This window comes from Tardiphaga sp. 709, assembly GCF_032401055.1.
Taxonomy (GTDB): Bacteria; Pseudomonadota; Alphaproteobacteria; order Rhizobiales; family Xanthobacteraceae; genus Tardiphaga.
Genome location: NZ_CP135529.1, coordinates 565,760 through 592,017 on the forward strand (window position 1 = coordinate 565,760; position 26,258 = coordinate 592,017).

At 61.3% G+C, this 26,258-nt stretch carries 20 protein-coding genes and 1 pseudogene; 9 read left to right on the forward strand and 12 right to left on the reverse strand.

The features are described from left to right. Positions 1–28 precede the first annotated feature (28 nt). The 6 genes from RSO67_RS03120 to RSO67_RS03145 all read right to left on the reverse strand — a co-directional run bounded on the left by RSO67_RS03120 (position 29) and on the right by RSO67_RS03145 (position 6,672). Entirely contained in the window at positions 29–430 is a 402-nt protein-coding gene (locus RSO67_RS03120) for an SUF system Fe-S cluster assembly protein (RefSeq protein ID WP_410001801.1), read from the reverse strand. Further along, positions 427–1,674, reverse strand: a complete 1,248-nt coding sequence (locus tag RSO67_RS03125; RefSeq protein WP_315842319.1) for a cysteine desulfurase — start codon at positions 1,672–1,674, stop codon at positions 427–429. Before RSO67_RS03125 ends, RSO67_RS03120 begins: the two co-directional genes overlap by 4 nt. Further along, positions 1,671–2,990 carry a Fe-S cluster assembly protein SufD gene (sufD, locus tag RSO67_RS03130; protein ID WP_315842320.1) on the reverse strand — a complete coding sequence of 440 codons (1,320 nt, stop codon included), beginning with the start codon at positions 2,988–2,990 and terminating at the stop codon, positions 1,671–1,673. Before sufD ends, RSO67_RS03125 begins: the two co-directional genes overlap by 4 nt. A gap of 11 nt (positions 2,991–3,001) precedes the next feature. Further along, positions 3,002–3,760, reverse strand: a complete 759-nt coding sequence (sufC, locus tag RSO67_RS03135) for a Fe-S cluster assembly ATPase SufC (protein WP_315842321.1) — start codon at positions 3,758–3,760, stop codon at positions 3,002–3,004. Between the two features lie 155 nt (positions 3,761–3,915). Next, positions 3,916–5,397, reverse strand: a complete 1,482-nt coding sequence (gene sufB / locus RSO67_RS03140) for a Fe-S cluster assembly protein SufB (protein ID WP_315842322.1) — start codon at positions 5,395–5,397, stop codon at positions 3,916–3,918. 108 nt (positions 5,398–5,505) lie between these two features. Further along, positions 5,506–6,672 (reverse strand): cysteine desulfurase family protein, encoded by a 1,167-nt coding sequence (locus tag RSO67_RS03145; protein ID WP_315842323.1) that lies wholly within the window; start codon positions 6,670–6,672, stop codon positions 5,506–5,508. A gap of 318 nt (positions 6,673–6,990) precedes the next feature. Between RSO67_RS03145 and RSO67_RS03150 the strand changes: the two genes are divergently transcribed. Then, positions 6,991–7,638, forward strand: a complete 648-nt coding sequence (locus RSO67_RS03150; protein ID WP_068736626.1) for an alpha/beta hydrolase — start codon at positions 6,991–6,993, stop codon at positions 7,636–7,638. Between the two features lie 100 nt (positions 7,639–7,738). Here RSO67_RS03150 and RSO67_RS03155 read toward each other — a convergent pair whose 3' ends face one another. The 3 genes from RSO67_RS03155 to RSO67_RS03165 all read right to left on the reverse strand — a co-directional run bounded on the left by RSO67_RS03155 (position 7,739) and on the right by RSO67_RS03165 (position 10,690). Continuing rightward, positions 7,739–9,262 carry a porin gene (locus tag RSO67_RS03155; RefSeq protein ID WP_315842324.1) on the reverse strand — a complete coding sequence of 508 codons (1,524 nt, stop codon included), beginning with the start codon at positions 9,260–9,262 and terminating at the stop codon, positions 7,739–7,741. A gap of 75 nt (positions 9,263–9,337) precedes the next feature. Then, on the reverse strand, positions 9,338–9,472 hold the full coding sequence (locus tag RSO67_RS03160; RefSeq protein ID WP_315842325.1) for a hypothetical protein: 135 nt from the start codon (positions 9,470–9,472) through the stop codon (positions 9,338–9,340). Positions 9,473–9,580: 108 nt separating this feature from the next. Next, complete coding sequence (locus tag RSO67_RS03165; RefSeq protein WP_315844156.1) at positions 9,581–10,690, reverse strand: anhydro-N-acetylmuramic acid kinase; 1,110 nt, start codon at positions 10,688–10,690, stop codon at positions 9,581–9,583. Between the two features lie 156 nt (positions 10,691–10,846). Here RSO67_RS03165 and tyrS point away from each other — a divergent pair, with 156 nt between their 5' ends. From tyrS to RSO67_RS03190, 5 genes and pseudogenes are all read left to right on the forward strand, one after another. Next, positions 10,847–12,097 (forward strand): tyrosine--tRNA ligase, encoded by a 1,251-nt coding sequence (gene tyrS / locus RSO67_RS03170; RefSeq protein WP_315842326.1) that lies wholly within the window; start codon positions 10,847–10,849, stop codon positions 12,095–12,097. Between the two features lie 84 nt (positions 12,098–12,181). Then, positions 12,182–13,399, forward strand: coding sequence for an MFS transporter (locus tag RSO67_RS03175; RefSeq protein WP_315842327.1), 1,218 nt, complete (start codon positions 12,182–12,184; stop codon positions 13,397–13,399). A gap of 110 nt (positions 13,400–13,509) precedes the next feature. Next, positions 13,510–15,204, forward strand: a complete 1,695-nt coding sequence (locus RSO67_RS03180; RefSeq protein ID WP_315842328.1) for a methyl-accepting chemotaxis protein — start codon at positions 13,510–13,512, stop codon at positions 15,202–15,204. A gap of 181 nt (positions 15,205–15,385) precedes the next feature. Next, positions 15,386–17,081 (forward strand): annotated as a pseudogene (locus RSO67_RS03185) (methyl-accepting chemotaxis protein). A gap of 176 nt (positions 17,082–17,257) precedes the next feature. Then, on the forward strand, positions 17,258–18,952 hold the full coding sequence (locus RSO67_RS03190; protein ID WP_315842329.1) for a methyl-accepting chemotaxis protein: 1,695 nt from the start codon (positions 17,258–17,260) through the stop codon (positions 18,950–18,952). Positions 18,953–19,027: 75 nt separating this feature from the next. On the opposite strand, the gene RSO67_RS03195 is transcribed toward RSO67_RS03190, so the two are convergent. Beyond that, positions 19,028–19,798 (reverse strand): SDR family NAD(P)-dependent oxidoreductase, encoded by a 771-nt coding sequence (locus RSO67_RS03195; RefSeq protein ID WP_315842330.1) that lies wholly within the window; start codon positions 19,796–19,798, stop codon positions 19,028–19,030. 104 nt (positions 19,799–19,902) lie between these two features. Further along, a complete protein-coding gene (locus tag RSO67_RS03200) occupies positions 19,903–21,126 on the reverse strand; it encodes an ABC transporter substrate-binding protein (RefSeq protein WP_315842331.1) in 1,224 nt (407 codons plus the stop codon). A gap of 240 nt (positions 21,127–21,366) precedes the next feature. Between RSO67_RS03200 and RSO67_RS03205 the strand changes: the two genes are divergently transcribed. Beyond that, positions 21,367–22,110 (forward strand): IclR family transcriptional regulator, encoded by a 744-nt coding sequence (locus RSO67_RS03205; RefSeq protein WP_315842332.1) that lies wholly within the window; start codon positions 21,367–21,369, stop codon positions 22,108–22,110. A 45-nt stretch (positions 22,111–22,155) separates the two neighbouring features. Here RSO67_RS03205 and RSO67_RS03210 read toward each other — a convergent pair whose 3' ends face one another. Further along, the gene (locus RSO67_RS03210; protein WP_315842333.1) at positions 22,156–25,389 is read right to left on the reverse strand and encodes a DUF3971 domain-containing protein; all 3,234 of its coding nucleotides are present in this window, start codon (positions 25,387–25,389) and stop codon (positions 22,156–22,158) included. Here RSO67_RS03210 and RSO67_RS03215 point away from each other — a divergent pair. Beyond that, positions 25,345–25,905 (forward strand): hypothetical protein, encoded by a 561-nt coding sequence (locus RSO67_RS03215; RefSeq protein WP_315842334.1) that lies wholly within the window; start codon positions 25,345–25,347, stop codon positions 25,903–25,905. The genes RSO67_RS03210 and RSO67_RS03215 overlap by 45 nt on opposite strands. A gap of 195 nt (positions 25,906–26,100) precedes the next feature. After that, a complete protein-coding gene (locus RSO67_RS03220; protein ID WP_158005733.1) occupies positions 26,101–26,241 on the forward strand; it encodes a hypothetical protein in 141 nt (46 codons plus the stop codon). Positions 26,242–26,258 lie beyond the last annotated feature (17 nt).

A 26,258-nucleotide genomic window follows, 5' to 3' on the forward strand; every position in this document is an offset into this window, starting at 1 on the left:
TCGGCGTATTCAGCAAACCGGACGCAACTCACCACATATTCAGAACGAGACGGGCCTCGTCGGTCATCCGGTCCGGCGTCCAGGTCGGCTCCCAGACAATCTCGACTTTGACCAGGCCGACTCCGGGCACGCTGGCCACGGCGTTCTCGACCATGGTCGGAAGTTCTTCGGCCGCCGGACAGTTCGGCGTTGTCAGCGTCATCTCGACCTGGACGGAGCGATCGTCCTTGATGTCCACCTTGTAGATCAGGCCGAGCTCGTAGATGTCAGCCGGAATTTCCGGGTCGAACACGGTCTTCAGCGCGGCGACGATTTCAGTGCCCAAGCGTTCGGTTTCGGCGGGATCGAGCGCCGAGGTGGTCTGCATGTGAGCGGGCTTCTCAGTCTCGGGGGTGGTGTCCGGCGTCTTGGCTTCTGCAATGTCACTCATGCAAACAACTCCCGTGCCTTGATCAGCGCCTGTGCGAGGTGGTCGACCTCCTCGCGGGTATTATACATTCCGAATGATGCACGGCACGTGGCCGTCACATTGAATCGCTCCAGAAGCGGCATCACGCAGTGGGTTCCCGCGCGAACTGCAACGCCCTGCCGGTCGATCACGGTCGCCACGTCATGGGCGTGAGCGCCCTTCATCTCGAACGAAATCACCGGGCCCTTGTTCTTGGCAGTTCCGATAATACGCAGCGAATTGATCTCGCGCAGCCGGTCCTGTGCATAGGCCAGGAGGTCGTGCTCATGGGCGGCAATCCGCTCCTTGCCGATCGAATTGACGTAATCGATCGCAGCGCCGAGGCCGATAGCTTCGACGATGGCGGGCGTACCGGCCTCAAACTTGTGCGGCGGATCACCATAGGTGACCCACTCCTTCGCCACTTCGCGGATCATCTCGCCGCCGCCGGCATAGGGCCGCATCGCGACCAGGCGGTCATATTTGCCATACAGCACGCCGATGCCGGTCGGTCCGTACAGCTTGTGGCCGGTGAAGATGTAGAAATCGGCGTCGATGTCCTGCACGTCAACCGGCATGTGCACGGCCGCCTGGCTGCCGTCAACCACGACGGGAATGCCGCGCGCATGCGCGAGCTTCACCACGTCCTTGACCGGAACCAGCGTGCCCAGCGCATTGGACATCTGGGTGATGGCAACGATCTTGGTGCGGTCGGTCAGCAGCTTCTCGAACTCGTCGATCAGGAAGTTGCCTTCGTCATCGACCGGTGCCCACTTGATAACGGCGCCATGGCGCTCGCGCAGGAAATGCCACGGCACGATATTGGAATGGTGCTCCATGATCGAGAGCACGATTTCATCGCCGGCCTTGATGTTCTCGCCGCCCCACGCCGCCGCGACAGTGTTCAGCGCATCGGTGGCGTTGCGGGTGAAGATGATTTCCTCGGGGCGCCTGGCATTGAGGAAATGCTGCACCTTGATGCGCGCGCCCTCATAGGCCTCAGTCGCCGCATTGGCGAGGTAATGCAGTCCGCGATGCACATTGGCATATTCGGACTTGTAGGCCTCGGTCATGCGGTCGAGTACAGCATAGGGCTTCTGCGCCGATGCCGCGTTGTCGAGATAGACCAGCGGCTTGCCATAGACCTTCATCTCGAGCGCTGGAAAATCCTCGCGGACGCGAGCGACGTCGTACGACCCGTTCGAGACCGCGGGATGCAATGTCATGCGCGCGTCTCCAGCCAACGCTCTGCAGCCGATATCGCGACGTCACGCAGATCGTCATTCACGATCGACTCCAGCGCTTCACCCACGAATGCCTGGATCAGCAGCGCCTGTGCCGCCTTCTCCGGCAGGCCGCGAGCCCGCAGATAGAACAGCAGGCTATCATCCAGCGCGCCAATGGTCGCGCCGTGACCGCACTGCACGTCGTCAGCGAAGATCTCGAGCTCGGGCTTGTTGTCGATTTCGGCCTCGTCGGACAGTAGCAGTGCCCGTGACATCATCTTGCCGTCGGTCTTCTGCGCGATCTGATGGACGTTGATGCGACCCTGGAACACCGAATGCGCGCGATCGTCGAGCACGGCGCGGAACAGCTCACGGCTGAGGCAATTCGGCGCCGCATGCTCGATCACGAAGGTACAGTCGCCATGCTGCTTGTCGCGCAGCAGATGAACGCTGTTGGTCGACAGCTCAGAATCCACACCAGCCAGCGTGATGAAGCTCTGATAGCGGCTAACGCCACCGCCAGTGGTCAGGCTGAAGGTGTTGAACTTGGTACGCTCACCGACTGTGACAATGGCCGTTGCGATATTCGCCGCATCGCCGGCATCTTCCATCACGCGCACATGTTGCAGATCGGAATCGTCGCCGATCCAGATCACTACGGTATCATGGGCCTGATACGCCTTCGCGGATTCTGTCGCGATGAAGCTTTCGACCAGCGTCACACGTGCGCGATTGCCGATACGCACCAGCGACCGTGTGAATGCGGCCACGCTCGGACGTGTCGCGACATGGACGATGTGCAGCGGCCTAGCCGGAGCAGCATCGTCAGCGATATCAATCAGCATGCCATCGGTCGCAAAAGCGGCATTCAATGCGATCATCGGATCGACAATACGCGAGCGCAGCAGGTCAGCCCGCGTCGCGCTGGTGGCATCGTCGAGCATGGCGCTGAGCGCATGTACCGTCACGCCGCCGCCCGATGTCAGATCGGAAAGGCCTGCCGCGAAGACGCCGTCAACGATGACGAGCTTCTGCGTATCGCCCGTGCCAAGCGCCTCGACCAGTCTGGCCGCCTGGGCCAGCGCAGCCTGATCCGGCGTCGGTGCAAGCGGCGCCACGTCGCGTAGCAGATTACGCAGGTCGGTATATTTCCATTCTTCGATGCGCCGGGTCGGCAAACCGGTACGCGCGAAATCGTCGAACGCCTGCTGGCGCGTTTCCGCCACCGTGCCGACGCCCGGCAACCGGCCGCGCGCAGCGGCGAATGTGCCGTCCAGCACTGCGCCCGTTGTTGTCTTTGCGAGAGCTACATTCATGATTGTCTCACTCAGGCCGCCGCGTCTTCATACTGCGCGTAGCCGGACTCTTCGAGTTCCAGCGCCAGTTCCTTGCCGCCGCTCTTCACGACGCGGCCCTGCGACATCACATGGACATGGTCCGGTATGATGTAGTTCAGCAAGCGCTGGTAATGGGTGATAACCACCATGGCGCGGTCCGGCGAACGCAACGCATTGACGCCGTCGGCGGCGATGCGCAGCGCGTCGATGTCCAGACCGGAGTCCATCTCGTCAAGGATACACAGGCTCGGCTGGAACAGCGCCATCTGCAGCACTTCGTTGCGCTTCTTCTCACCGCCGGAGAAGCCGACATTGACGCCGCGCTTCAGCATATCCATCGGAATGTTCAGCGAAGCAGCAACTTCGCGGACCTTCCTGAGGAAGTCCGGCACCAGATATTCGGATTCGCCGCGAGCCTTGCGCTGCGCATTCACCGCAGTGCGCAGGAAGTTCATCGTCGTCACGCCGGGAATTTCCACGGGATACTGGAACGCCAGGAACACGCCCTTGGCGGCGCGTTCGTCGGGCTCCATCTCCAGCAGGTCTTCGCCCTTGAACAGGATCTCGCCGCCGGTCACCTCATAACCGGGCTTGCCGGCGATGACGTGACTGAGCGTGGATTTACCCGAACCATTCGGTCCCATGATGGCATGCACTTCGCCGCCGTTCACGGTCATCGTCAGCCCATGGAGAATCTCGCGATCCTCAACACGAACCTGCAGGTCCTTCACTTCAAGCAATGCGGTCATCAGTCTTTATCCTTTGATCATCATCGTCACCCTCGCCTGAACGCATTCGGGTTCAGGCAGGAGTGCTCGCCAATCGTGGCGAGCCTCTAAGGATGGCTTTCAATTTTGCCGACATCCTGGAAGCGCCGCTGTGCGGGCATCCGCGATGGCGGGACTTAGCCCACCGATCCCTCAAGCGAGATCGAAATCAGCTTCTGCGCTTCCACTGCAAATTCCATCGGCAGTTGCTGCAACACGTCCTTCACAAAACCATTGACCACGAGGCCGACAGCTTCTTCCTGAGACAGGCCACGCTGGACGCAATAGAACAGCACGTCTTCGGAGATCTTCGACGTCGTCGCCTCGTGCTCGAACAGCGTCGAGGCGTTCTTCGCCTCGATATACGGCACGGTATGCGCGCCGCACTGATCGCCGATCAGGAGCGAGTCACAGGCCGTGAAGTTACGCGCGTTCGTCGCCTTGCGATGCGCGGTGACCAGGCCGCGATAGGTGTTCTGCGACTTGCCGGCCGCGATACCCTTGGAGATGATACGGCTCGTCGTGTTCTTTCCGAGATGGATCATCTTGGTGCCGCTATCGACCTGCTGATAGCCGTTCGAAATCGCGATCGAATAGAACTCGCCCCGCGAATTGTCGCCGCGCAGGATGCAGCTCGGATATTTCCAGGTGATGGCGGAGCCGGTCTCGACTTGGGTCCAGGAAATCTTCGAGCGGTCGCCGCGGCAGTCACCACGCTTGGTGACGAAATTGTAGATGCCGCCCTTGCCTTCGGAATTGCCGGGGTACCAGTTCTGCACCGTCGAATACTTGATCTCGGCATCGTCATGAGTGACAAGCTCGACGACAGCCGCATGGAGCTGGTTCTCGTCGCGCTGCGGCGCCGTGCAACCTTCGAGATAGCTGACATAAGCGCCCTTGTCGGCAATGATCAGCGTTCGTTCGAACTGGCCGGTATTGCGCTCATTGATGCGGAAATAGGTCGACAGCTCCATCGGGCAACGCACGCCCGGCGGCACATAGACGAACGAGCCGTCGGAGAACACCGCGGAGTTCAGCGTGGCGTAAAAGTTGTCGGAGGTCGGTACGACCGTGCCGAGATACTGCTTTACCAGATCGGGATGTTCACGGATGGCTTCCGAGATCGGCATGAAGATGACGCCGGCCTGCTTCAGCTCTTTCTGGAATGTGGTTGCGACCGATACCGAGTCGAACACGGCGTCGACGGCGATCCTGCGCTCTCCCTCGGGACGCACGACGCCTTCCAGCGCCTCGATCTCACGGAGCGGAATGCCGAGCTTCTTGTAGGTCTCGAGGATCTCGGGATCGATCTCGTCGATCGAGCCGATGGTCTTCTTCGGCTTCGGCGCCGAATAATAATAGATGTCCTGGAAGTCGATCTTTGGATACTCGACCCGCGCCCACTTCGGCTCTTCCATGGTCAGCCAGCGGCGATACGCCTCAAGGCGCCATTCCAGCATCCAGGCTGGCTCGTTCTTCTTGGCGGAGATGTAGCGGACGGTATCTTCGGAAAGGCCCTTCGGCGCCTTCTCGGATTCGATGACAGTCTCGAATCCATAACGATATTGATCAACGTCGATCTGGCGAACCCGATCGACGGTCTCTTGTACGGCAGCCATTTTATCCTCCGCTCGCGGTTTCAAGGACCGCGGTGGATCAATCCAGAAACGTGAAATTCAAAGCTTGTCGGGGTTCTTTACGATGTTCCCGCGGGGAAATCACCCCTCTTAGAACCGTTCAAGCTGTGTTTCATCGCTATGTTTAAGTAGTGTACCCGAGAGCTTTCGCCAAGCCTCCAGACACCGATCGACGTCCGTTTCGGTGCTGGACCAGCCCAGACTGAGACGCACGGCACTCCGGGTCAGCTCCGGCCCGAAACCCATAGCTTCGAGCACGTGAGATGGCTGCACCTTACCAGAAGAACAGGCCGAACCGGACGATACCGCGATACCTTCGAGATCAAATCCAATCACGGCGGTCTCGGCGCGTAATCCGGGTGCACCGAATAGGACCGTATTGGGCAGACGCGGCACATCTTGGGCGAACACAAGTCCGTTGCTGGATTGCCGCAAGCCCGCCTCAAGCCGCTGACGCAGTTTTTCGACCCGTTTCATGTCATCAAGCGACGCCATGGCGGCCGTCACGGCAGCGCCGAAGCCGGCGATTCCAGGTACATTCTCGGTTCCCGCCCGACGCCCCAGTTCCTGCCCACCGCCGCGAAGCAGTGGGTCAAGCCCGGCGACACCGTTGGCCAGAACCAGTGCGCCGACACCCTTGGGACCGCCGATCTTGTGCGCAGAGATTGATAGAAGATCAGCTTGCAATTCACTGATCTTGATAGACATCTTTCCGAACGCCTGCACCGCATCCACATGCAGCAAGCCACCCGCGTCATGTACGATGTCGGCAAGCTCAGGAATCGGTTGAAGGGCGCCGGTTTCATTATTGGCCAGCATTACGGAAACCAGCGCCGGTTCCCCACCCGCCAGGAGCGCCCGCAACTCATCCGATTTCACGACGCCATCGCGGTCCACGCCCAGCACTTGGAGGTCTCCCGCGGTGAAGCGGCCTCCCGCCAGCACCGAGGCGTGCTCCACCGCGGATATGATCAGCCGCCGCACGGGCGCGCCCGGATTGCGCACCAATCCCGGCGTCAGCGCCAGCACATTGGCTTCAGTTCCGCCCGAGGTGAATACAACGTTTCGCGAATCTGCACCCACCGCGCCCGCGACCGTCGCACGGGCATCCTCGACGATCCGGCGGGCCTGACGGCCCTCGGTATGAACCGATGACGGGTTACCAGCCAAATCCCACGTGGCCGCCATCGCTGCTCGCGCTTCCGGGCGCAGCGGTGTTGTCGCATTCCAGTCGAGATAGACTCGGTCTTTGGCCAATTCTGTTTTACCTTGAAGGACTTGGAGCCTCGATGGCCGCATTGGACGTCATCCAATGCTGCACGCCGTCACTCTTAGCCCAATTGCTCGCCGAATGCGCCCGCGGCAACGCGTGTCACAGCCACCGACGCGTTCAATATGCTTGCTTTTCGCCCCTCCGCTCGTGGTAGAACGCGGCCTCAACTTCACCCGGCGCCGCCCGCCATCAACCTGACGGTGCCCGATCGCCCTTCCCTCGCGGGGTCCCCTCCGAGCCATTCTCGCCGAGCCCTGCGCGAAACCGGCTGATCACGCCAAGAACGGGACCTAAGGATCACTATGCCCGAAGTTATTTTTACCGGTCCCGCAGGCCGTATTGAAGGCCGCTATCATCCGGCCAAGCAGAAGAATGCGCCGATCGCCATGGTGCTGCATCCGCATCCGCAATTCGCGGGCACGATGAACCATCAGATCGTTTACCAGTGCTATTACGCCTTCGTGCATCGCGGCTTCTCGGTGCTGCGCTTCAACTTCCGCGGCGTCGGCCGCAGTCAAGGCTCGTTCGACCACGGCACCGGCGAATTGTCGGATGCGGCTGCAGCGCTCGACTGGGCGCAGACCATCAATCCCGAAGCACGCGCCTGCTGGGTCGCCGGCTTCTCTTTTGGCGCGTGGATCGGCATGCAACTCCTGATGCGCCGCCCCGAGGTTGAAGGCTTCATCTCGATCGCGCCGCCGGCCAATCTCTATGATTTCTCGTTCCTCGCACCCTGCCCGTCGTCGGGTCTGATCGTGCACGGCGAGAAGGACGCGGTCGTGCCACCGAAGGACGTCAACACGCTGGTCGAGAAGCTGAAGACCCAGAAGGGCATCGTGATCGATCAGCACATCATTCCGGGCGCCAACCACTTCTTCGACAACAAGCTCGAGCCGCTGATGGAATCGGTGACCGGCTATCTCGACATGCGCCTCGCTAACGTGCGCTGAGACCCGAGGCCGCGACAAGTCTCTTCGAGACCCCAAAACAAAAGCCCTCGGCCGGATCGGCCGAGGGCTTTTCAGTTTCAGTTTTAGGTCCTGATCGGGATCAGAACGAGCGCAGGATCTGGACCGAGCCGTTGTAAAGATTCTGATCCTTGATCTGATAGGCCTGATTGGGCTTGCCGGTCGCCGTGCCCGTATATGTGCCATCGAGGTTCTGATCGAGCCGAGTATATGTGAACTCAGCCGACAGGGTCAGGTTCTTGACGGGGGTCCAGGCAGTTCGCGTACCGACCTGAGCTATCCCGAAGTCAAAGTTGTTGGTCGTGCCAGTAATGCTGCCAGCCGTAGAACCCGGGTTGGACGAACTGCTCGTTCCCAGGCGGCCGCCGGCCGGGCTGAATGCCGCGGCGAGCATCGCGTTGCCGGCATCGCCATAGGAGATATGGCTGTAGTTGCCGAACACCGAGGTGCGCCATGCCGTGTTCCAGTAGTGCTCATAGAAGGCACTGACTTCCCAGGCATCGCTCTGCTGGATTGAGCTTCCCGGCGAATACACACCGTCGAGCACGTAGCCGAAGCCAACCGTGTTGCCATCGAATTTGGCAAAACGACCGCCGCCGGACGTTTCGAGCGAACCGCCGGTGAAGGCGTAACGCGCAGCGCCCTTGGCATAAGACGCTTCGATCTTCAGGCTGTCGTTTGCACCGGTGGGCAGGACCTTGAATTCCACCGCGCCGCTGACGGCAAAGCCGTAGACATCGTCAGGATGCCCGAAGGACTCATTTGCCCCGTAGAAGCCGGCCGTCGACGTGTGCATGGCCGCAGCGAAATGCAGCGAGCCCCACTTCTGATCGAGACGAAGGTTGCCGACGACATCAGGAATATGGTTGCCGCCCGTGGCGTTGCCGAAGAACGTGTTCGAATTGGTGCCGTAGAAGGCACCGGTGAACGACCCCGCGCCCGGTGCGACGATGAAGGTCGCGGTGTTGTAGAGGCCCGCATTGCGATAGGGCGATGCATTCTCCAGCGCGATGGTGCCCGAGAAGCCGTTGCCGAATTCGGCTGTGTAAGCGATCTGCGGAATGCCGGTCGTATTGCTCGAACCCGCGAGGAAGCCCGACGAAATCCAGGGCTTGGTCAGGGCCCATTGCGGATCGAAGTTCGAGACAGCCTTACCGAAGGTGAATCCGGCGAACTGGATGAATGCGAAATCCACTTCCGTGAAGCCGCCGGCGATGCTGTCGCGGTTCTGCGTGAAGTCGAGCTGCATATTCGCATAGGTACGCACCACACCGTATTCGGACGCCGTGCGCGTATCGGTCGTGATGTTGATACGTTCGCGTGTGAGGAAGTTATCCTTGGTCCAGAGATTGTTGCCGCCGGCGCCGCCCTGCCAGAACGGCGCGTCGTACGGGCCACCGTTAAAAGTCGTATCGAGGCGGATCGCGCCGCCGATCTTGATGCAAGTGTCGGTGCCCGGGATGTAGTAGAAGCCGGCACCATAGATCGAGCAGATCTTCACATATTCGACAGCCTTGGCCTTCACCGGAAGGTCCGCCGCCTGGGCAGTACTCGCTGCCAGCAACGCTGCTGCGGAACCAAGTATCATTTGCTTCATCATGGTCATGTTGCCTCCAGACCGATCGTATCGGCACGCGCGATTGCCCCGGGCGTGCCATTCATGAGGCAGAGTTGTGGAAGATCATGTTGCGAAACAATGCGCGCGGTCGATTGTCGCAGCATCATTTTCCGGCTGTGTGCTTTCGGCAACATAATCGGCAAGCCGCGGCATTTCCGTACCGAACTCATCACGAGATTTGGTGATGCCATCACGCATCCGTGTCTGCGGCAGCTTGCCGACTACAACAGACATAGACGCCGTTGTACGCGATCAACCTGATCTCGTTGGGTGAGTCGAATCGCCCTGACTACGGCGAACTTCGCACTAGCTCGCGAGATAGTCCGCTTTCACACCGCCCGTCATTGGCTCGGGCACACCGGTCGTCGCCGGATAGCTCAACGGCAAGCCCGCGAGCGAACGCACTGCCAGAAATGCAAAAGCCTGCGCCTCCATCGCATCGGCGGACCAACCCAGCGCATCTACGCTCTCGACTGTCGCAGCGGGCAATCGCTGCCGCAGCATTTGCAGCATCGTCGGATTGCGTGCGCCGCCGCCGGTAATGATCCAGCTAAGCGGTGGCTTAGGCAACAGCGGCGCAATGCTGGCGATAGTCGCAGCGGTGAACGCCGTTAAGGTCGCTGCGCCGTCCGCTGGCGTAACGTCTCCCAGCACGAGTGCCGCAAAATGATTACGATCTAGCGATTTTGGCGGCGCTGCTGCAAAGAACGGATTCTGCAATCCCTTCGCGATCCACGCATCATCGACGCGTCCCTGCGCCGCCAGTGCGCCATCCGCATCGAAGGGCTGCCCCGTTGCGCGCGACACGAAGTCATCGAGCAGCGCATTGCCCGGGCCGGTGTCGCAGGCAATAAATGCGATATCGCCATCAATGTAAGTCACATTGGATACGCCGCCGATATTGACCACGGCAATGGGCCCGTCGCGATGCAGTCCCTGCGCCAAAGCACGGTGATAGACCGGCACCAGCGGCGCTCCCTGCCCGCCCGCAGCCACGTCAGCCGCGCGCAGGTCGTGGATCACCGACAGGCCGAGCATCCCGGCAAGACTCGCCCCGTCGCCAATCTGCACGGTAAGTCGATCGGCGGGACGATGCAGTACGGTCTGTCCGTGAAAGCCGACGATGTCGATGCTGTCACGTGCGATGCCATGATCAGTCAGAAACGCCTCGACGGCCTCGGCATGAGCCGATGTCACCACCCGCTCCGCCTGGGCCAGACTGCCCGGCCTGATATCGCGCCGGCTCAGTTGCACGGCCTCAGCCAGCGCCTGGCGCAACACGGCACGCTCAGCCTCGCTATATGGCCGATACCCCGACGGGCCGAACGACCCGACCCGTTCGCCATCGGTCTCGATCAGGGCGACATCGACGCCGTCCAGCGAGGTTCCGCTCATTAGTCCGATCGCGGTCAGCATATCAGGCACGCGGCAAAGCCCTCATTTCCGGTCAAAACTTGTGTCGAAGCGCCCAATCTTATAATGCCACAGGCACTTTGGGACGGCCAGCACGCCCCCACCTTGCCGCCAATCCATTGAGACAGCGTAAAATTATCCGAACCGAGCCGTAAACCGATGACCAGCTACAAGTCCGATTTTCTCAACGTCCTGCAGAGCCGCGGCCTGATCCATCAGGTCTCCGATGCCGAGGCGCTGGACGCCGCCTGCTGCAAGGGACCGGTCACGGCTTATGTGGGCTATGACGCCACGGCGACCAGTCTGCATATAGGCAATCTGATCTCGGTGACCATGCTGTACTGGTTTCAGCAGACTGGCCATCGCCCGATCACGCTGATGGGGGGCGGCACCTCAATGGTCGGCGACCCCTCGTTTCGCGACGACCAGCGACAATTGCTGACGGTCGAGAAGATCGCGGAGAACATCGAAGGCATCAAGAAGATCTTCGGCAAGATGCTGGCATATGGCGACGGCCCGACCGACGCACTGATGGTCAACAATGCCGACTGGCTGCTGAAACTGAACTATGTCGAATTCCTGCGCGACGTCGGCCGCCACTTCTCGGTCAACCGCATGCTGTCCTTCGACAGCGTGAAGCTGCGCCTCGACCGCGACCAGTCGCTGTCCTTCCTCGAATTCAACTACATGATCATGCAGGGCTATGACTTCGTCGAGCTCAACCGCCGCTACGGCACGCTGCTGCAGATGGGCGGCTCCGACCAGTGGGGCAACATCATCAACGGTGTCGATCTCAGCCACCGCATGGGCGGCCCGCAGCTCTACGCGCTGACAACGCCGCTGCTCACCAAATCGTCCGGCGAGAAGATGGGCAAGTCGGCCTCCGGCGCCGTCTGGCTCAATGGCGATCTCTTCAGCCCCTATGACTTCTGGCAGTACTTCCGCAACACCGAAGATGCAGACGTCGGCCGTTTCCTCAAGGTCTTCACGCGCCTGCCGCTCGACGAAATCGCCAAGCTCGCGGCCTTGGGCGGTTCGGAGATCAACGAGGCGAAGAAGATTCTCGCCACCGAAGCGACGGCCGTGGTGCACGGCCGCGATGCAGCAAATGCCGCTGCGGAGACGGCACGCAAGACCTTCGAGGAAGGCGCGCTCGCCGACAGCTTGCCGACCGTCAATATTCCCCAAGCTGAACTTGAAGCAGGCGTCGGTGTCCTCGCGGCCTTCGTCAATGCCGGTTTCGTCGCGTCGAACGGCGAAGCGCGGCGGCAAATCAAGGGCGGCGGCTTGCGCGTCAATGATGTTGCGGTGACCGACGAGAAGATGATGCTGACCCCCGCGCTGCTGACGGAAGGCGTCATCAAGCTCTCACTCGGGAAGAAGCGGCACATCCTGCTCAAGCCTGCATAGCCACATTCGTCTAGCGCACTTGTTCATGCACTGCGAAACGCGCTCCATGGCGCAGCTGTCGCAAACGCCGTGAAGAAGAGCCAGATGGATTTGAAGACGTCCCAACGCACCGGACTGACTGTTCTCGGTGTCTGTTTCACACTGTCCGTGCTGGGACGCGGTCTGCAGGAAAGCTTCACTGTCTTTCTGCTCCCGATCTCGCAATCCTTCGGCTGGGACCGGGCCGAGGTCGTCTCGATCTACTCACTCATCGCGCTCTGCGTCGGCCTTGCGGGACCGCTGGTCGGACGGCTGTTCGACCGTTCCGGTCCGCGCACCGTGTTCCTGACTGGCATCGCCCTGCTTGGTGGCTCACTGCTCGCGGCGGCCTATGCAGAGAAACTCTGGCAATTTCAGCTCGCGCTCGGTCTCTGCCTGGGTTTCGCAATAGCCTGTATCGGCAATGTGCCGAACTCGCTGCTGCTCGGACGCTGGTTCGGCAAGCGGCTGCCGACCGCGATGTCCGTCGTGTATTCGGCAACCGGCGCGGGCGTGTTGTTGATGCTACCTATCGCCCAGTTGCTGATTGATCACGTCGAATGGCGTGGCGCCTATCGCATCTTCGGCTTTGGCGTCCTTGCGCTGCTGGTGCCCTTGCTGTTCTTGCCGTGGAGCAGGTTCGGCGCGGGCTCACCGCATCTCGGGAAGCCGCAGACAAGCGAGACACTCATCGACGAAGGCTGGACGCTGATCGGCGCCATGCGCCATCACGCGTTCTGGGCACTGTTCGGGACATTCTTCTTCACGGCCATCGGCATGTATGCGATCTCGCCGCAGGTTGTCGCCTATCTGATCGATGTCGGTTTCCCGCCGCTGCAGGCGGCGACCGCTTGGGGCTTCAGCGGTGTGGTGCTGCTGTTCGGCATGCTCGGTGTCAGCTGGCTGGACGGCGTGATCGGTCGACGGCCGTCCATTCTGTTCAGCTACAGCCTGTCGCTCCTCGGCATCGTCATGCTCTGGCTGCTGCAATGGTATCCGAGCTATGCGCTGCTTACTGGCTTCGTCGTCTGCTTCGGCAGCATGATCGGCTCGCGCGGCCCGCTGCTGACCGCGACCGCGATGAAGATCTTTCGCGGCAAGCGGGTCGGCACGATCTATGGGACAATCACCTTCGGCAGCGGGCTTGGATCCGCGCTCGGTTCATGGACCGGCGGCCTGCTGCATGACTGGACCCAGAGCTACAACTCGCTGCTCGCCTTTGCCTTGATTAGCGTCGTGATCGGCATGATCCCGTTTCTCGTCGTCCCTGCCTTGCGCCGCTAAATCGCTACACGCACGTTCGCACAGCGAACTCATTGAGTTTGTCAGCTTTCACGATTGGTAAGCGACTAGCTGGTATCTCTTTGCCAGTAGTGCTCCGATCAGAGGTTGACATGAGTTTGCTTAGCCGTTTCACCATTCGCACCAAGCTCACCAGCATGGTGCTGGTCTCTGCTGCGTCTATTTGCGCCATCATTGCGGTGGCCGCTTCGCTGAGCCAGAAGCGCATGCAGCAGGACCGCATGGAGCAGCTTCACACTGCGGTCGATCTGATGGTCGGCATGGCCGACAGCATGCAGGAAGAAATCGCGGCCGGAAAGATCACCTTGGCCGACGCCCAGATGCGCTACCGCCAACTGGCTCGCAACATGACCTTCGGCAACAAGCAAGGCTATCTCGTCGCCTACAAACCTGATGGCGTTCTCCTGGTGAATGCCGGCAACCCGAAGCTGGAAGACAAGAATACGGGCGCCAAGGATTCCAATGGCATCCTGATTTCCAGAGCAATCATCGACGCCGCACGCCAGACCGCCAATGGCGGCAGCACTTACTATCTCTATCCGCGTCCCGGCCAAACCGAGCCGACCGCCAAAATGGTCTTTGCTCGTTACTATGCCCCATGGGATATCACGTTTAGCACCGGCCTTTATATCGATGACCTCGACGCCGACGTTAATGCTCTCCTCGTCCGCCTTGGCTCGCTCGGCGCCGGCGTCCTCGCTGTGATGGCACTGCTGTCCTTTCTGATGGCCAGCGACATCCTGGGCGCACTCCGCCGGCTGCAGGCTCGTATGCACGCGATTGCCAATGGCGCGCTCGATGAGAATGTCGGCGAAACGGACCGCGGCGACGAAATCGGCCGCATGGCCGAAACGCTGGAAATGCTCCGCCAGACCTCGCTGACCGCCCGCTCCCTCGAAGCCGAGCAGGCCAAGTTGAAACAGATGAGTGAAGCCGAGAAGCGCGACGCGCTGATTGCCCTCGCCGATCATTTCGACTCATCTGTCGGTCAGTTGGTCGGCCTGATGGCGTCCGGTTCCACCGAACTCGAAGCCACCGCTCAGTCGATGAGCGGCACCGCCGCCCGCACCAATGACCAGGCCGGCATCGTCAACACTGCCGCCTTGCAAGCCAGCACCCGTGTGCAGACGGTCGCCGCCGCCGCCGAGGAGCTGTCATCATCTATCGCCGAGATCGCGCGTCAAATGGCGCAGTCGGCCAAGATCACGACCCACGCCGTTGATAGCGCCCGCCGCACCGACACTATCGTTCGTGCCCTTGCTGACGGCGCGCAGCAGATCGAGCACGTGGTCGAACTGATCTCCACCATCGCCGGCCAGACCAACTTGCTCGCACTCAACGCCACGATCGAAGCAGCCCGTGCGGGCGACGCAGGCCGCGGCTTCGCCGTCGTGGCGACCGAAGTGAAGAGCCTCGCCGGTCAGACCGCCGACGCCACCAAGGAAATTAGCACCCGCATCGCGCAAATCCAGAGCGCGACCAAGGAAGCGGTCGATGCGATTCAGGGCATCACTGCCACCATCGAGGAGGTCAGCGCCATCGCCACCACGATCGGCTCCGCCATTGAGGAGCAAGGTGCCGCGACAGCGGAGATTGCCCGCAACGTGACCCAGACGGCGCAAGCTACACAGGACGTCACCACCAATATTGGCGGCGTCAGCGCTGCCGCGCATGAGACCGGCGACGCTGCCGGCATGGTGCTCAACGCCGCTTCCGGCCTATCGAAGCAGGCCGAGCAATTGTCTGGCGAAGTCACGACGTTCCTCGCCGGCGTGCGGGCTGCCTAAAACGCAGCTACATCCTTGTATGAAAGGCGCGGTCAGCGATGACCGCGCCTTTCTGCCTTAAGCGCCTGCCGCCAAGTGACACTCACTGCCCCTCTTTAAGATGCGCTTCGCAATCCGTGATTCACCATTGGTAAGCAGATTTGCGGTACTATTGTCCGGCAAGCTACATTCAGAGGTCCAGATGAGTCTGCTCAGTTACTTCACCATCCGCACCAAGCTCACCAGTATGGTGCTGGTGTCCGTCGCTTCGGTCTGCGCCGTTGTTGCCGTCGCCGCTTCGCTCAGCCAGAAGCGCATGCAGCAGGACCGTATGGAGCAGCTCAAGACCGCGGCCGAACTGATGGTGACACTGGCAGATGCCGTGCAGGAAGATGTCACCGCCGGAAAGACGAGCCTCACCGATGCCCAGCTGCGCTACCGTCAGTTGGCCCGCAACATGAACTTCGGCAACAAGCAAGGCTATCTCCTCGCCTACAGACCTGATGGCGTCCAGTTTGTGAATGGCGGTAACCCAAAGCTCGAAGACAAGAACACGGGTGCCAAGGATCTCGAATGGCGTCATGATGTCCAAGGCTGTCATCGAAGCCGCGCGTCAGACGCCGACCGGCGGCAGCACCTATTATTACTATCCGCGACCAGGTCAGACAGAACCTGTCCCAAAGATGGTCTTCGCGCGCTACTATGCACCTTGGGACGTCACCTTCAGCATCGGGCTCTATGTTGATGACCTCGACGCCGACGTGAATGCCCTGCTTATTCGCCTTGGTTCTGTCGGCGCCGGTGTGCTCGCCGTGATGGCGCTGCTGTCCTGGCTGATCGCCAGCGACATCCTCGGCGCACTGCGTCGACTCCAGAGGCGCATGCATGAAATCGCCAATGGTTCGCTGGACGAGAACGTCGGCGAGACCGACCGCGGCGACGAAATCGGCCGCATGGCCGAGACGCTGGAGATGCTGCGCCAAACCTCGCTCACCGCACGTACGCTGGAAGCCGAACAGGCGAAGCTGAAGCAGATGAGCGAAGCCGAGAAGCGCGACGCGCTGATCGCCCTCGCCGACCGTTTCGACTCATCTGTCGGTCAGTTGGTCGGCCTGATGGCTTCCGGTTCGACCGAACTCGAAGCCACCGCGCAGTCGATGAGCGGCACGGCCGCCCGCACCAACGATCAGGCTGATATCGTTAGCACCGCCGCCTCGCAGGCCAGCACTCGCGTACAGACAGTCGCCGCTGCCGCCGAAGAACTGTCGTCGTCGATTGCCGAGATCGCGCGTCAGATGGCGCAGTCGGCCAAGATCACCACCCACGCCGTTGATAGCGCTCGCCGCACCGACACCATCGTTCGTGCCCTTGCTGACGGCGCGCAGCAGATCGAGCATGTGGTCGAACTGATCTCGACGATTGCCGGCCAGACCAACCTGCTGGCGCTGAATGCCACGATCGAAGCCGCCCGCGCCGGCGATGCCGGCCGCGGCTTCGCCGTCGTGGCAACCGAAGTGAAGAGCCTTGCCGGTCAAACCGCCGACGCCACCAAGGAAATCAGCACCCGCATTGCGCAGATCCAGAGTGCAACCAGGGAAGCGGTCGACGCGATCCAGGGCATCACCGCCACCATTGAAGAGGTCAGCGCCATCGCCACTACGATCGGCTCGGCCATCGAGGAACAAGGCGCGGCAACGGCGGAGATCGCCCGCAACGTCACCCAGACGGCGCAAGCTACGCGGGACGTCACCACCAATATCGGCGGTGTCAGCTCGGCAGCGCATGAGACTGGCAACGCTGCGGGCATGGTGCTGAGTGCGGCAACCGGCCTGTCGAAACAGGCCGAGCAACTGTCCGGCGAAGTCACCACCTTCCTCGCGGGCGTGCGCGCCGCCTAAGCACGACGAACCAAACCCCATTGAATGACAGGCGCAGTCAGCAATGACTGCGCCTCATTCATTTCAGGACCTAACGAAGCGACGCATGCTGAAAAGGACGCATTGCAACCCGTGATTTACCATTGGTAAGCAGGTTGACGGTATCATTGTCTGGTCACGTTCACGCCGAGGTCCAGATGAGTCTGCTCAGTAACTTCACGATCCGCACCAAGCTCGTCAGCATGGTCGCAGTCTCTGCCATTGCGGTCTGCGCCGTCATCGCGGTCGCCGCTTCGCTTAGTCAGAAGCGGATGATGGAGGATCGGATTTTGCAGCTCCGCACCGCCGTCGATCTCGTCACTGGCCTCGCACAATCGCTCCAGGACGAAGTTGAAGCGGGCAAGATGAAGTTGCCCGAAGCCGAAGATCAGCTTCGCCTGCGCAGCCGGCGCATGTTGTTCGACAAGGGACAGGGCTACGTGCTCGCCTATCGCGCCGACTCCACCGTGATGGTCCATGGCACGCTACCGAAGCTCGAAGGCACCATCACCAACGGTAAGGATTCCAATGGCGTCCTGATCGCCTCCGCCGTCATCGCCGCCGCCAACAGCAAGCCTGAAGGTGCGACCGCGACCTATCTGTATCCACGTCCTGGACAGGATGAGCCCCGACCGAAAGTCGTGTTCGCCCGTAAATTCGCGCCGTGGAACGTCGTCATCAGTATTGGCGTCTATGTGGACGACCTCGATGCCGACATGAACGCCCTGCTGATGCGCCTCGGCGCTATCGGTGCCGGCGTGCTCGCTTTGATGGCGCTGCTGTCCTGGCTGATTTCCAGCGACATTCTGGGCGCACTTCGCCGGTTGCAGTCACGCATGCATGACATCGCCAACGGCGCGCTCGACGCCAAGGTTGAGGAGACTGATCGCGGCGACGAAATCGGCCGCATGGCGGAAACGCTGGAGATGCTGCGCCAGACATCGCTGACGGCGCGGTCTCTCGAAGCCGAGCAGGCCAAGCTCAAGCAGATGAGCGAAGCCGAGAAACGCGAGGCCTTGATCGCTCTCGCCAATCGTTTCGACGCATCCGTCGGCCAGCTTGTCGGACTGATGGCATCGGGGTCGACCGAGCTCGAAGCCACCGCACAGTCCATGACGGGCACAGCCGATCGCACCAACCAGCAGGCCACCATGGTCAGCTCGGCTGCGACCGAAGCCAGCACGCGCGTTCAGACAGTCGCATCTGCCGCCGAAGAACTATCGTCGTCGATCACCGAGATCGCCCGCCAGATGGCCCAGTCCGCCAAGATCACGTCGCACGCCGTGGATAGTGCACGCCGCACCGACACCATCGTGCGCGCGCTGGCGGATGGCGCGCAGCAGATCGAACATGTTGTCGAGCTGATCCAAACCATCGCGGCCCAGACCAACCTCCTCGCTCTGAACGCCACCATCGAAGCTGCACGCGCTGGCGATGCTGGCCGCGGCTTCGCGGTGGTCGCCACCGAAGTGAAGAGCCTCGCCGGGCAGACCGCCGATGCCACCAAGGAAATCAGCACCCGCATCGCGCAGATCCAGAGTGCAACCAGGGAAGCGGTCGACGCGATCCAGGGCATCACCGCCACGATCGAAGAAGTCAGCGCCATCGCCACCACGATCGGCTCTGCCATCGAGGAGCAAGGTACGGCGACTGCGGAAATTGCTCGCAACGTGACGCAGACGGCGCAAGCGACCCAGAACGTCACCACCAATATCGGCGGTGTCAGCTCGGCAGCGCACGAGACCGGCAACGCTGCGGGCATGGTGCTGAGTGCGGCAACCGGCCTGTCGAAACAGGCCGAGCAACTGTCCGGCGAAGTCAAAACCTTCCTCGCCGGCGTTCGCGCCGCTTGACGCAGATATCCCTCAAGCACAAAGGGCGCGGTCAGCAAGGACCGCGCCCTTTGCTATTTTGGGAGTGACCGCCGATCAGCGCGCGATGAAGCCGCCATCCACCGGCAACGCGACGCCGGTGATGAAGGAGGCGTCGTCGGAGGCGAGCCACAGTGCGGCATGTGCAACGTCCTCTGCCTTGCAGAGGCGGCCCATGGGCACGGCTGCCAAGAGTTTGGCCTCGTTGGCCGCTGCTTCCGCTGCGACGCCCGAGCGGCCGGTGAAGCCGAGCTTCATCGGCGTATCCGCAAGACCCGGGCAGATCACGTTGACGCGGACTTGATCGGAAGCGAATGCCTGCGCCAGCGACTTGGTGAGGCCGACTACCGCGAATTTAGCAGCCGAATAGATCGGGCTCATCATCGAGCCGACGATGCCCGACACCGATGAGGTGAAAATCACCGAACCGCCGCCACGCTTGCGCATGTGCTTGATGACTTCGCCGGCCGCCAGCGTGGCGGAGGTGACATTGAGCGCCATCGCGAATTCGTAAGCCGCGAGATCGAGATTCTCGACCCCGGCCGGCCCCGGTGTGCCGGCATGGGCCCAGAGGATATCGATACCGCCAAGCGCGGCAGCCGCGTCGTTGACTGAACTCTTCATCTGTTCGGTCTTCGACAGATCGGCCTGGATGATGGTGAGCTCATAACCCAGCTTCTTCATGTCGGATTTGAGCTGCGCGAGCGCGTCCGCATTGACGTCAATGGCGGCGACCTTGGCGCCTTCCTTGAGGAACAGTTCGACGCCGGCGCGTCCCATGCCCGATGCAGCAGCGGTGACGGCGGCGAGTTTATTTGCTAGACGCATTCTGTTGTCCTTGTGATGGTTTTGAAATTGCAGTTCAGACAATGAAAAACGCGCAGTGCGGGGTCACCGACATCTGCGCGCTCTCGTCGTTCGTTATGCAGCCGTTACTTGATCAGCGGGCAGCCGCCGTCCTTGAGCGGACGGAATGCAGTATCGGCCGGGATCGTCGCCAGAACATTGTAGTAATCGTACGGCTTCTTCGACTCAGCGGGCTTCTTGACCTGCAACAGATACATGTCGTGCAACACGCGGCCGTCTTCACGCAGCGTGGTCTTGCCGAACAGCGGATCGTCGAACGTACCCATCTCGCGGATCGCCTTCACGACCGCCGCGCCATCCTTCGGCGAGCCGACCTTGGCGACCGCCTTCAGATAGGTGAGCGACGCCGAATAGGCGCCGGCCTGGTTCATGCTGGGATAGCGGCCGTTGTTGCGCTTGGCGAACCGCTCGCCAAAGGTGCGGGTCTGCTCGTTCAAATCCCAATAGAAGCCCTCGGTGAGCTGCAGGCCCTGCGCCGTGTTGAGACCGAGAGAGTGGATATCCGAAATGAACATCAGCATGCCGGCGAGCTTCTGACCGGCCTGTACGATGCCGAACTCTGAGGCCTGCTTGATCGCCTTGATGGTATCACCGCCAGCATTCGCCAGCGCGATGATGTCGGCCTTCGATGCCTGCGCCTGCAGCAGATAGGACGCGAAATCGTTCGAGTCTGTCGGATGCTTGATGCTACCGAGCACCTTGCCGCCATTGGCATTGATCACGGCGGTGGCATCGCGCTCCAGCGAAGCGCCGAGCGCGAAATCGACGGTGAGGAAGAACCAGCTCTTGCCACCGGCCTTGGTCATGGCATCGGCCGTGCCGTGCGCCAGCGCCCAGGTATCGTAGGTCCAGTGCACCGAGTTCGGGGTGCAGGACTTTCCGGTCAGATCGGAGGTGCCGGATGCCGTGAACAACGCAACCTTGTTGAGTTCGGCCGTCAGCGGCGCGACAGCCAGCGACGTGGCGCTGGTCGGAATGTCCACCAGAACATCGACCCCTTCGGTCTCGTACCACTTGCGAGCAATGTTGCGCGCGATGTCCGGCTTGTTCTGCGGATCGCCCTGGATCACTTCGACTTTGAACTTGTCCGCGCCCGGGAGCTTGTTGAAGTCCTCGACAGCCATCTTGGTGGCATCGAACGAGCCCATGCCGCCGATATCCGAGAAGATGCCGGACATATCGGCGAGAACGCCGAGTTTCACCGGCGTCTGCGCCGACGCCATCGGCGCGGACAACAGCCCGAGCGACAGCGCCACGGCGGACACGGCAACAGCATTGCGAATGGTCATCTATTCCTCCCCTGACGAATTCCGTGCTTCACCCCCGGCAACGTGCCTGCCGGCGATCACGCGAATAATTCTTGTTTATGAATTTATAAGACCTATACGTGAATTATAAGTCAAGACCAGTGTTGGTGATGTGGATGGCTTTCAAAACCATTTCAGCGATACAGAGACCAACCAGACCGTGCGGAAACGCGGGCAGTTCGCCATTCGTGGCGCGCCCCAGAGGGAAGAACGAGAATTTCAATGCTGGTCAGACAAGCTGCCAACGTCCTGGAATTGATGGAGTATTTCGCCCGACGTAAACGCCCCGCGACGCTGGCCGAAATTTCGGACGACCTCGGCTGGCCGCGCTCCAGCACGTTCAATCTCGTCGGCACTATCGCCGAGAAGGGCTGGCTCTATGAGCCCCGTGTGCGCAACGGCTACTATCCCAGTCCTCGCTGGCTCACCCTCGCCCGCACCGTTGCGGATGCCGAGCCGCTCCCCGACGCGGCCCATGCACTGGTCACCGAGATTGCCGACCAAACCGGCGAGACGACGGCCATCGCCGCCCTCGCCGGAACGTCCGCGATCTTTCTGGATGTCGTCGAGTCCACGCATTCGGTGCGCTACTTCGCCCAGATCGGCGACCGCGTTCCGGTCCATGCGAGTTCCGTGGGGCGCGCCATTCTCGAGCAGCATTCACCCGAGGAACGCAAGGCGATCTATCGCAAGATCAAGTTCGAAGCCTTCTCCGACACCACGCCGACAACGGCAGAGGCGATCGAGGACGAACTCAGAGAGGCGGCCGAGCGCGGTTATCAGCAGAGTTCATCGGAATATATCGCTGACCTCGCGGGCGTCGCCGTGCCCTTGCCGGTACAACATCGCCGATTGTCGCTGGTGGTTGCCGGTCCGACATCGCGTTGCTTGACGCGACGTCCCGAAACGGCCGCCATCATCCAAAATCTGATGCAGCGCTTCGCATCCGAACTCGGGTCAAGCTAAGCCCCGCCCAATATGGCGAGCGCTGCGCTTGAGCCACAGACGTCGTTAGTTGCTGTTGTTGTTCTGGTTCGGGAATTCGACCGAATTGTTCTGCTTGCCGGTGCCGAATTCGAAGATCTTGCGGAACACACCCGGTGCCATGGCCGAAATCGGATTGACGCGCAGCACCGGCGCACCGGGCGTACCGACGACTTCGTAAGTGACGCCGATCAGGCCTTCATTGCTGCCGCCGCCGAGAAACAGTCCGACGATCGGAATCTGGCCGAACATGTTGTTCAGCCCATACATCGGCACAAAGGTGCCGCTCATCCGAACCTGATTGAGCGGGTAATCGATGCTGCCTTCGATGGTCGCGCCGACGGTCGGGCCTTTGACGACGCCGTCCCGAATGGTGAGCTGGCCGTTCTGCCGCGTGAACTCGGCACGCAACCGCGAGAAGGCGACGCTGCTCTGCGCCGCGTTCTGCCCGCCTCCGGCAACACTGGCCAGTTGCGCCTCGCCCTTGACGTTGAAGTCGCGGATGTTGATCAGGCCTTCCTTGGCGCGGGTATCCGACGACGGCGGATCCATCGCCAGTGCGAGCTGGCCTCCCGACATCTTGGAATAGGTGTCGGTCGCGCGCAGGAAAGCGCCGGCATCGTTGGTCTCGATATAGATGACGTCACGGCCGGCACCTTGGGAGCGCCCGCGCATATCGCCTGTCAGCGGTGTGTCGCGTCCGAGCTTTCCGCTCAGGGAGAATTTCTGGATCGTACCGTTGCGCCGTGAAATCTTGGCATCGACGCTGCGAACCGCCTCGCCGTAGTAACCGGCAACAGCACCGAGCTTCACATCAATATCGAAGTCGACCGATTTGGTTTTGCTCTTGGAATCCCCATCCTTGCCGGAAATCGCCGATTTCAGGAAGCCGCGACCGTCGAACACGTCGCCACGCATCGTGACTTTCAATACGCCATCCGAACCACGGTCAGCTTTCAACGACGTCTTGTCGCCCTCGGACGGTGAATAAGTCGGGAAGTTCACACCTACGAGGTCACCGTTCTGATCGACTTCGACAGAGCCCTTGATCGAAGCCCCACCGCCATCGACGACGATGTCTTCCAGACGGGTTGTGTCGCCCTTCTTCACGACGTTGAAGACAGCGCGAGCGCTCTTGCCGGGCAGCTTCATCCAGCCCGGCAGGATGTTATCGAGCTTCAACTGCGTCAGATCGGCGTCGACCCCGAGCTTGCTGTCACGGTCCCCGGAGCCGATCTTGCCGACAACCTTGATCGGGAGATTGCCGACCACCGCCGGTCCGAGGTCCACACCGAGTCGCGCGCGGCTTGCATCGTCGAGCGTCGCGTTGAGACGCACATCGGCATCGCCATCGGTCGGCTTGCGATAGTCGAGCGATGCCGCCTGCCCGTTGATCTTGACGTCACCTTTGACCTGATAGCCCTGATTGTTCGCTGTGACCTTCAGCGAATTGGCTTCGAGCTTCTGGTTCATCACCAGCTTGTCGGCGGAAAATGCCGTCAGATCCGCGGTAATGTTGTAGGTCGTATCGGCCTTGGTCAGTTCGTGCTGGATCGGCATGCCCATGGTGACCTGAGCGGTCACATTGCCCTTGGTGGTCGCCGGGTCGAGCATGTTGCCGGTGACTTCGCTCAGACGGTTGGAGTTGAGGATATCGGCCACGGCCGCCACCGGTCCCTCCAGTTTGAAACGCACGCGAGCTGGCGATGGCTTCGGCGCCATGTCCGGAACTTCGAACACGATATCGCTGAGATTGAGCTTTCGTCCGCCCGCGGTCTCGGAGTTCGCCTGACCGATGGTCACGGTCGCGGTCCGTCCTGTGACGCGCGCGCGCAAATCGCCGTCGCGGATCACCGGCATGCCATCCACCGGACGCAATGCCACGCCATTGGCGAGGATCTTCACCGACAGCCCCTCATCGGGGATTGGCGGCCCGCGCCGTGTCAGGTTCTTCGTTGGCGAATTGACCCCGATCTCGATGCTCTGAAGCTGCCCGCCCTCGATGCGTTCGGTAACCCATTCGCGCACTTCAGGCACGATCAGGATCGGCCACATGCGCTTGAGCGCCGAGGCCGACATCGGCGTTCCCGCAAAGCCGAGGGTCATGCGCGGCTCGCCCGCGTAGTCAATGCTGCCTGTGCCGGCGACGCCGATCTCGCCGTTGCTGATATTCGCCCGCGTCAGCAAAACCCGGCGGTTGTCGGAATCGAAACGCAAGCCGATGTCGATGCTGTTGAAGATCAGCGGCGCTTCACCCGGACCTCCACCCAATACGATGGTGCCGCCGCTGATCCCTGCCTGCCACGAGTCGGTCGCGCCATTGGGTGGCTCGACATGGGCAAGCGAAGTGACGCGGTTCTCACCGGACACGAACTTGAACGGCGCCAGCAGCACACGGCGGCCGGCATCCCACTCGACGCTCAGCTCCGCCTGATCGATCGGCATCGGATAATCCGGCGTGTCGTTATCGACGATGTTGCCGGCACCTGCAGTGAGCTTGCCGCGGAAATAGGTCGGGAGGCCGTCGCGCCCGATTTCGCCCCTCAACTCACCGGTCAGCGGCAGATCGGCGCTGTAAGTCAGATCCTTCATGCGCAGCGCGAGCAGGATATTCCGGGTCGAGACCTTGTCGGCCCGCAGACTGACCGCACGCACGCCATTGGCTGGCGCGCCGACTGTGACGCCGAGTGTCCATGGGGCCTTGCCGCCTTCGCCCACTGTCATCATGACGCCGCCGCCGCTCGGTCGGCGCAGGGTCAGGCTGATATTGTTGAAGTCCCACGTATTGCCGCGCTGCTGGTCATCAACCACCAGCTTGCCGTTCTTCAGACCGATCTCGTTGAGGTTCTGTCCGTCGAGGCCCGACAGGGTCAGGCTGTCGAGCCAATCGAGACCCGCAAGCAAGCCGGTGGATGCCTCGCGCTTGTCAGCAGGGGGCTGCGGAATCTGGACCACCGGCGGCTGCGGCTGCCGCGGGAAAGTGAGTTCCGGTTGTCGGCCCGGACCGAGCCACGACCCTGGTGTGCGCGGCGATGCGACACCCGTCGCGATCGGGCGAGCATTTTCGCCAGTCGACACGGTCACCTGCCCATCCGGCGTAATGCGCACAGCCAGCACGACATCGACCAGGTTGAGGCTTTCGGCGCGCAAGCGGCCCATCATCATGGCAGCAGCGGAGAGCCGGACTTCGGCTTTCGGAGCACTGGCCACGACGGCGTGATCACGATCGCGGACGACGATGTCGCGGATTCGTACAGCCATCCGGACCCGCCCGGCGCGTTCGATCTGCGTGCCGCCAACTTCGACCGTATTACCCTGCCCGATATTGTCCTGGATCGCCTCGACCAGCCAAGGGGTGGCCATGTCGAAATTGATCGGGCCTGCACCCAGCCGGACCCACAAGGCGCCAAAGCAAACGCCAAAAATAATCAGAAGGATGCCGACGACAGCCGCGATCCGCTTGACCCATCGACCGCCGGACAGCCAATCGCGAATCGCAACCAGCCGATCGCCGAAACGGTGCCAGCCACTATCTTTCTTGGACAGCAAGCGGCGCGCACGGTGATGCCCGGCCTCGTCATGCTGATGATCCCAATCGGCATCATCCCATTGCAAGGACTCGTCATCGGCGCGCGATCGATACGCTTGTGGCGGCTTATTTCTGGCCATTGCCTCTCGGTGCTGGCGCTGACTATGAGAATGATCGTCACCGGCCCTTCGCGCATCGACAACCGACGAGCGCTCTTCTGCCGGCATCGCTGCCAATCCTCGGTTTGAATTATCACTCGTCGTGCGGTCGTTGCGGCGCCCCTATGGCGCACGGAACGTGTGTTGCGTCGAATCCTTTGTAACCATACTCCGAGACCAGCATATTTGGGCCAGCGCATTTGCACTGCAACGTGCTGCCACCCGGTCGCCGGCGCTTTGCAATGTCATCACACTGAGCCGCCGAAAGCGACGAAAGGAAGGCGTATGTCCAAGAAATCGCGCAAGAATCCCTCGAAACGGGCCATCTGTACAGTGGCAGAAAACGCATCAGGCGCGAAAGCCGGACTGACGCTGGAAACTGCGGCCAAGCGCCTCGTCGGGCGCGCCGCCCAATTGAACCGCTGAACGCGAAGAAAGGAACA

What these genes read in the sequence shown, in the direction of transcription:
- RSO67_RS03150 (WP_068736626.1), top strand. Translation starts at nt 6,991, where the DNA reads ATGCCCGAAGTTATTTTTACCGGTCCCGCAGGCCGTATTGAAGGCCGC.
- RSO67_RS03205 (WP_315842332.1), top strand. Translation starts at nt 21,367, where the DNA reads ATGCTGGTCAGACAAGCTGCCAACGTCCTGGAATTGATGGAGTATTTC.
- tyrS (WP_315842326.1), top strand. Translation starts at nt 10,847, where the DNA reads ATGACCAGCTACAAGTCCGATTTTCTCAACGTCCTGCAGAGCCGCGGC.
- RSO67_RS03210 (WP_315842333.1), bottom strand. Translation starts at nt 25,389, where the DNA reads ATGGCTGTACGAATCCGCGACATCGTCGTCCGCGATCGTGATCACGCC.
- RSO67_RS03200 (WP_315842331.1), bottom strand. Translation starts at nt 21,126, where the DNA reads ATGACCATTCGCAATGCTGTTGCCGTGTCCGCCGTGGCGCTGTCGCTC.
- RSO67_RS03120 (WP_410001801.1), bottom strand. Translation starts at nt 430, where the DNA reads ATGAGTGACATTGCAGAAGCCAAGACGCCGGACACCACCCCCGAGACT.
- sufD (WP_315842320.1), bottom strand. Translation starts at nt 2,990, where the DNA reads ATGAATGTAGCTCTCGCAAAGACAACAACGGGCGCAGTGCTGGACGGC.
- RSO67_RS03220 (WP_158005733.1), top strand. Translation starts at nt 26,101, where the DNA reads ATGTCCAAGAAATCGCGCAAGAATCCCTCGAAACGGGCCATCTGTACA.
- sufB (WP_315842322.1), bottom strand. Translation starts at nt 5,397, where the DNA reads ATGGCTGCCGTACAAGAGACCGTCGATCGGGTTCGCCAGATCGACGTT.
- RSO67_RS03175 (WP_315842327.1), top strand. Translation starts at nt 12,182, where the DNA reads ATGGATTTGAAGACGTCCCAACGCACCGGACTGACTGTTCTCGGTGTC.
- RSO67_RS03155 (WP_315842324.1), bottom strand. Translation starts at nt 9,262, where the DNA reads ATGACCATGATGAAGCAAATGATACTTGGTTCCGCAGCAGCGTTGCTG.
- RSO67_RS03160 (WP_315842325.1), bottom strand. Translation starts at nt 9,472, where the DNA reads ATGCGTGATGGCATCACCAAATCTCGTGATGAGTTCGGTACGGAAATG.
- RSO67_RS03180 (WP_315842328.1), top strand. Translation starts at nt 13,510, where the DNA reads ATGAGTTTGCTTAGCCGTTTCACCATTCGCACCAAGCTCACCAGCATG.
- RSO67_RS03195 (WP_315842330.1), bottom strand. Translation starts at nt 19,798, where the DNA reads ATGCGTCTAGCAAATAAACTCGCCGCCGTCACCGCTGCTGCATCGGGC.
- RSO67_RS03125 (WP_315842319.1), bottom strand. Translation starts at nt 1,674, where the DNA reads ATGACATTGCATCCCGCGGTCTCGAACGGGTCGTACGACGTCGCTCGC.
- sufC (WP_315842321.1), bottom strand. Translation starts at nt 3,760, where the DNA reads ATGACCGCATTGCTTGAAGTGAAGGACCTGCAGGTTCGTGTTGAGGAT.
- RSO67_RS03190 (WP_315842329.1), top strand. Translation starts at nt 17,258, where the DNA reads ATGAGTCTGCTCAGTAACTTCACGATCCGCACCAAGCTCGTCAGCATG.
- RSO67_RS03165 (WP_315844156.1), bottom strand. Translation starts at nt 10,690, where the DNA reads ATGCTGACCGCGATCGGACTAATGAGCGGAACCTCGCTGGACGGCGTC.